Genomic DNA, 4978 nt, shown 5'->3' with positions numbered 1-4978 from the left:
CTGGTCAATTGCAAAAGCAGCGCAACTTATCCGTAATGATGCGCGCCCTAAACGTTGGGTTGCTTTGCAGGTAGATAAATATGCCTGGGGTTTATTTTGGGCTGGTGGTGGGCTGCAACGTTGCCGTGAATTACTAGAAAAAGATGCAATTACAATTGATAATCAATCAGCTTTAGTTCCTGCTAGCCCAGAAGCATTACTTAGATTAGTACTTGATTTGCAAGCTGGCGCAACAAAGCAAGATGATAATGAAATTCCAATCCCAATTAGAACAGCTAGATATCAACAAAATAATCAACTAAAAATTGTCGCCTATACCTCAATCGTCTGGCTTTGTGTATTACTTGCAACAGTAGCAGGATTTATTAAAATCTTAGATAGGCAAGATCAAAAGCTAGAAATCCTGCTAGAGCGTACAAAATCTTATTAATATCAAAACACTCTTTTTATTGTATTGAATTAAAAAATTAAGCTGCTTGCAGTTCTTGATGGCTAAATTCTTCTTTACTTAGGTCGCCAGATCCCACAAGTGCCTTTAAAACGGTTTCAAGATCTTCTGGTGCTAATTCACCAGAGGGATGCCAATTAAGAGAAAATAAAATTGTCGTTTGAGTTTGATTCATTGAACCTGCAGCTTTCAAGGCGATTGAATTTATTTCCCAAAACAATAAAGGCCTAAGTGCTAAAGCGACGCCTCGTAACAGAGCATGTAACTTAAAACATTCTGTAGTTGTAGTTATTTTTACTTTTATGGACTTCTAGCTCGAGTTTGTGCTGCAAAGCAGCTTGCACTAGATCAACCCGGGTGATGCGATAACCAAGCTTTCTTGCAGCAAGGATAAATTCTGGATTGCTACGGCAATGGCGTAATGCCCGTGCAAGCTGGGGTTCCTTTTCAGCATCTTCTACTAAACGCTCCAGCTCAAGCCAGCTCATCTGTACTAGATCGGGCTCTTAGCATCGCAAATAAATCAGCATCACGCCAGCCCTTTTTATTACCGCAAGCCACGCCTATTAATTGGTCCACCAAGATTTACACCCGCCCCAGCGGCTGGGATGCCTGGTGCGCCAATTGGATTGCCAATTGCGTCAAAACCAAGGTCATCAGCATCCGCGTAGCCAGGTTCTCCTGCTGCAGGAATACCAGGAGCTCCAACTGGATTTCCGATTACCCCATAACCAGGTGCACCAGCAGCAGGAATACCAGGAGCGCCAGCACGCCTTAATTGCGCATCAGCAGCAAGGGGCGCAAGAAATAAAGCAGCACAACTGCTTAATATCGCAAATGTTTTCATTTTGATCACAATCAACATCAACATGAACAAATCCTAGGCGATTGTTTTGATGATTGGAAAGATAGATCTTATTGATTGCAATTAACGCATATTAATTGCTTGCTTGAGCCCTCTTCATTTTATCGCTCTCACTGTGTTCGGCGATCCATTCATCGGGTTCTACGCGGCGCTTCTGCCTCCAAAAAATGTTCCTATTTCAAAATGATGATGCCTTCCTGGTTCTTGAAAATGCTGTTAAGGAAATAAATCGAATCCTTAGAGCATCAGGTAATGGCCCCTTGCATCGCACCTGGGTTGATCTTCCTTACGGAGAAGAAGAAATCTGCCTTCTAGAAGATGAGCTTCTGCCAATAGCTCAGATGGTGCTTGATCGGATAGAAGAAATCGATCTAAAGATCCAAGTTGAGCAAGAGCGTAAATGGGCAGAAGAATACACAGAAGATCCAGCCTTTGCCTAAGGCTCCTTGGGCCCCTGCGGGGGCCCCGCCCCTTTGGGGTCTTAATAATTCAAATTTTGCTTATTATTTTCATCATGTTTACTTGTATTGGCTGGCGTATTAAAACGCCTAAAACTTCATTCGAAATCTTGCATCAATTGGTTCTAGCTGATATACCTGCTGAATTTAAGCAGCCAAGGGAATACTGGCAGAGTAAATATCGCGTTAATAAAAGAGGTAAGCAGCTTGGCTTTATTGATTACTACGAATTACCTCCCTACCTGTGATTGATCTCGCAAATTGCGGGTCAGGAAATGATCGGGATTTCAAAGCGAAACAAAGCTGCCCCAGTGTTTGGGCCAGGTCGCACCTATGGCGCAACAGGCCACATCACACAGGTGCTCTATTTGCTCGCCTTTAAAAATTCCCTGATCATGTTTCTTGAATCCCTGCAATCCATCCTTGATCGCATCACAGAAGAAGATCTAATTCCAGCAGAGCAAAAGTTCTTAGCTGAGCTTGATGAATCATCTATTTGCACAGATGGCTGTGAAAATCTTTGCCACCTATTCGTTAAAGAAAGATAAGCCTCTTGGGCCCCTCTGGGGCCTTTTTTTATGGCCTTGGCGGCCTTAGGCCAATCGGTGAAAAGTCAGTCGGGGCGACAGGATTCTGCGGTGATCCATGCCGATTCACCACATCACGGCTCCCCAATCCCCCGAGAGCTGAAAAGCTGCCCACACATAGGGATGACTCCAAGTGGCGTTACTGCTCTGGCGGAACTGCTTCTGGGTTGCCGCCAGAGCATCCGCCCTGCCTGCTCCAGCTTTGAGCTTGATGTAGAAGCTCTCCATGAATGCCGCGGTGGCCAGATCATCTACGGCCCATAGGCTGAGTAGGGAGGAGCGTGCCCCAGCTACTGCGATGGCGCGCTTAAGGCCGTAGACGCCTTCTCCAGCCTGGATGTCGCCCTTGCCTGAATCACAGGCTGAGATCACTACCAGTTCGGTGCCCTTCCAATTGAGGCGTGCCACTTCCAGGGCGGTGAGATAGCCGTCATCGGCTGGATCAGCGTCTGGTTGGTTGGCACCAGCAAAAACGATGCCGCTTCTGAGCAGCGGGTTCTCGCCGCTCAGGGCCGTAGGACCTGGTTTGTTGTTGCTCCGTTTCGCCGCCGGCAGATCGGGTTGGAAGTAGGCATGGGTAGCTAGATGCAGCAGCCGTGGGGCCTGCTGTTGCTGGATGGTTGCTGCCTGGGCTTGCTCGCCGGCCAGCAGACGGCCGCCAGTGAGCTGGGCGATGGCGACACCTTCTGTAGCGGTACCAGGCAGGGGCGACCAGCGCCTCGAGCCGAGATCGCCAGATCGCTGCTGGTTGGAGATTGACAGGCTATTGGACTGAACGGAAACGGGCTTGCGATCAAAGGAAGGGTTGGCTACCACCAGCGCCTGGCTGATTTTTACAGTTGAGGTGTTTTGCAGATCGAGCAGCTCACGGCCGGTGGTGAGCAGCCTTAGCTGCAATGCTTCTGAAAGCAGCTGGCTAGACCCTGGCGCCGGGAGAGCTGCAAAGGGAATGCGGTTGAGCTCACCATCGGGGGAGATGAACAGGGTGTTGACACCGCGAGTGGCTGGAATGAGGGGATTAAGCACCGCACGCCCCACCTGGGCCCAGAGCTCAAGCGATTCCATTAGCAGCCGCACAGAGCCCGCCAGTGCTGCTTGGATCAAGGTATCGATCGGCTTTGCCAGCCCCAAATCGATCGTAGTAATGGCGCCATCGGGCTTGAGCACCAGGGCCTGATAGCGGGCCTGCCCCCAGCGTTGATCATCAGGGTTCTCAGGTTTGCTGCCATCAAAAGGTCGATATCGCTGGAATTCGATTAGGGCGCTGCCAGCAGGCAGGGCAGCGGCCACCTGCTGTACCTCCACCACGCGTGGCTCTAGCTGGGGGAGGAGGCGATACAGCTGTTTTTCAAGTTCTTCTTGCTGGCCCTTGAGCTGCTGGCGCTGCTCTGGCGCGAGTGCCATAGAAGCCAGCTGCTGAGTTACTGCCCGCAACTCGGTAGCGAGTGCTTGCTGCGGGCCAGGCAGGGAAGCAAGTTGAGCTTGGCGCTGCTCGATCTCTTGGAGCAGTCCGTGGCGGTTCAGGCGTGAAAATAGAGCAAGGTTGGCGCCGCTACTGCCGCGCTGGGCAGAGGAGAAGGCTCGTTCATAAACGTACGGATAGGTATTGAGGAAGCTCTGGCGTTCGTTAACAGGCAGGTAGGGAGCTTCTCGCTGAATGAGAATGAATTGGAGGCTGAGACCACGACGGGAGAGATTATCAGCCTTGCTGTAGAAACCTTGTTTATTGTACAAATAAGCCAGGTTATTGAGGCTGTTGGCAGTATTTCGATGCTCGGGCCCTAGGGCTTGTTCGTTGATGGCTAGAGCACGTTTGTAAAGGGACTCAGTCTTGACATAAAGGCCCTGATTGTCATACAGCCCCGCCAAGTTGTTGAGGCTTTGAGCAGTGTCGGGGTGCTCAGGCCCTAGTACTTTCTCTCGGATAGCCAGAGCACGCTGGAAAAGGGGCTCAGCCTTGGCATAAAAGCCCTGAGCTTTATAGAGCTGAGCCAAGTTGTTGAGGCCGGCTGCAGTATTAAAGTGATACGGTCCTAGCGCCTTTTCACTAATGGCTAATGCCCGTTGGTAAAGGGGCTCAGCCTTGGCATAAAAACCCATTTTGTAGTAACTTAATGCTAGGTTGTTGACGCTTGCTGCAGTAAATGGGTGTTGAGGACCCAGCGCCTTTTCGTTTATGGCAAGAGCCCGTTGATAGAGAACCTCAGCCTTAACATAAAGGCCTAGGTTTAGGTTTAGTAATGCAAATCTGTCGAGGCTCTTTGCGGTATCGGGGTGCGTAGGCCCTAATGCTTTTTCTCGAATCGCTAATGCACGTTGGTAAAGGGGCTCAGCCCTGGCATAAAGGCCTTGGCTGCCGTAGAGCTCTGCCAAGTCGTTGAGGCTTTGAGCAGTATCGGGGTGCTCAGGCCCTAGTGCTTTCTCTCGTATTGCCAGACCACGCTGAGAAAGGGGCTCAGCCTTGGCATAAAGACCTTGGCCGTGATTCAGCGCCGCCAAGTAGTTGAGGCTTTGAGCAGTATCGGGGTGCTCAGGCCCTAGTGCTTTCTCTCGTATAGCCAGAGCACGCTGGAAAAGGGGCTCAGCTTTGGCATAAAGGCCCTGAACGTGGTGTAGCAAC

8 protein-coding genes are annotated in these 4978 nt (G+C 50.3%); 4 read left to right on the top strand and 4 right to left on the bottom strand.

Annotated features, from left to right (window positions below; all coding sequences use genetic code 11):
* Positions 1-430, top strand: a 430-nt coding sequence (locus KB557_RS08905; protein WP_255133381.1) for a hypothetical protein, incomplete at its 5' end; no start/stop codon positions are given.
* A 37-nt stretch (positions 431-467) separates the two neighbouring features.
* Here KB557_RS08905 and KB557_RS08900 read toward each other — a convergent pair.
* The 3 genes from KB557_RS08900 to KB557_RS08890 all read right to left on the bottom strand — a co-directional run bounded on the left by KB557_RS08900 (position 468) and on the right by KB557_RS08890 (position 1295).
* Positions 468-623: a hypothetical protein gene (locus tag KB557_RS08900; protein WP_255133378.1), complete on the bottom strand. Its 156-nt coding sequence runs from the start codon at positions 621-623 to the stop codon at positions 468-470.
* Between the two features lie 91 nt (positions 624-714).
* Positions 715-936 carry a Nif11-like leader peptide family natural product precursor gene (locus tag KB557_RS08895; protein WP_255133376.1) on the bottom strand — a complete coding sequence of 74 codons (222 nt, stop codon included), beginning with the start codon at positions 934-936 and terminating at the stop codon, positions 715-717.
* Between the two features lie 59 nt (positions 937-995).
* On the bottom strand, positions 996-1295 hold the full coding sequence (locus KB557_RS08890; protein ID WP_255133374.1) for a hypothetical protein: 300 nt from the start codon (positions 1293-1295) through the stop codon (positions 996-998).
* 185 nt (positions 1296-1480) lie between these two features.
* On the opposite strand from KB557_RS08890, the gene KB557_RS08885 reads away from it, so the two are divergent.
* The 3 genes from KB557_RS08885 to KB557_RS08875 all read left to right on the top strand — a co-directional run bounded on the left by KB557_RS08885 (position 1481) and on the right by KB557_RS08875 (position 2319).
* The gene (locus tag KB557_RS08885) at positions 1481-1753 is read left to right on the top strand and encodes a hypothetical protein (RefSeq protein ID WP_255133372.1); all 273 of its coding nucleotides are present in this window, start codon (positions 1481-1483) and stop codon (positions 1751-1753) included.
* A 74-nt stretch (positions 1754-1827) separates the two neighbouring features.
* A complete protein-coding gene (locus tag KB557_RS08880; RefSeq protein ID WP_255133370.1) occupies positions 1828-2019 on the top strand; it encodes a hypothetical protein in 192 nt (63 codons plus the stop codon).
* 63 nt (positions 2020-2082) lie between these two features.
* A complete protein-coding gene (locus KB557_RS08875) occupies positions 2083-2319 on the top strand; it encodes a hypothetical protein (RefSeq protein WP_255133368.1) in 237 nt (78 codons plus the stop codon).
* A 105-nt stretch (positions 2320-2424) separates the two neighbouring features.
* Here KB557_RS08875 and KB557_RS08870 read toward each other — a convergent pair.
* The coding region (locus KB557_RS08870) for a tetratricopeptide repeat protein (protein WP_255133367.1) at positions 2425-4978 on the bottom strand (2554 nt) is incomplete at its 5' end.

The sequence above is a fragment of the Synechococcus sp. Cruz CV12-2-Slac-r genome (assembly GCF_024346075.1).
Classification (GTDB): Bacteria; Cyanobacteriota; Cyanobacteriia; order PCC-6307; family Cyanobiaceae; genus Synechococcus_D.
The sequence above is the reverse complement of the archived record's forward strand: the minus strand, read 5'-3'. Positions and strand labels throughout refer to the sequence as shown.

Bases quoted from the DNA above. Each gene is read 5' to 3' on its own strand.
- KB557_RS08900 (WP_255133378.1), bottom strand. From the start codon at position 623: ATGAATCAAACTCAAACGACAATTTTATTTTCTCTTAATTGGCATCCC.
- KB557_RS08895 (WP_255133376.1), bottom strand. From the start codon at position 936: ATGAGCTGGCTTGAGCTGGAGCGTTTAGTAGAAGATGCTGAAAAGGAA.
- KB557_RS08890 (WP_255133374.1), bottom strand. From the start codon at position 1,295: ATGAAAACATTTGCGATATTAAGCAGTTGTGCTGCTTTATTTCTTGCG.
- KB557_RS08885 (WP_255133372.1), top strand. From the start codon at position 1,481: ATGTTCCTATTTCAAAATGATGATGCCTTCCTGGTTCTTGAAAATGCT.
- KB557_RS08880 (WP_255133370.1), top strand. From the start codon at position 1,828: ATGTTTACTTGTATTGGCTGGCGTATTAAAACGCCTAAAACTTCATTC.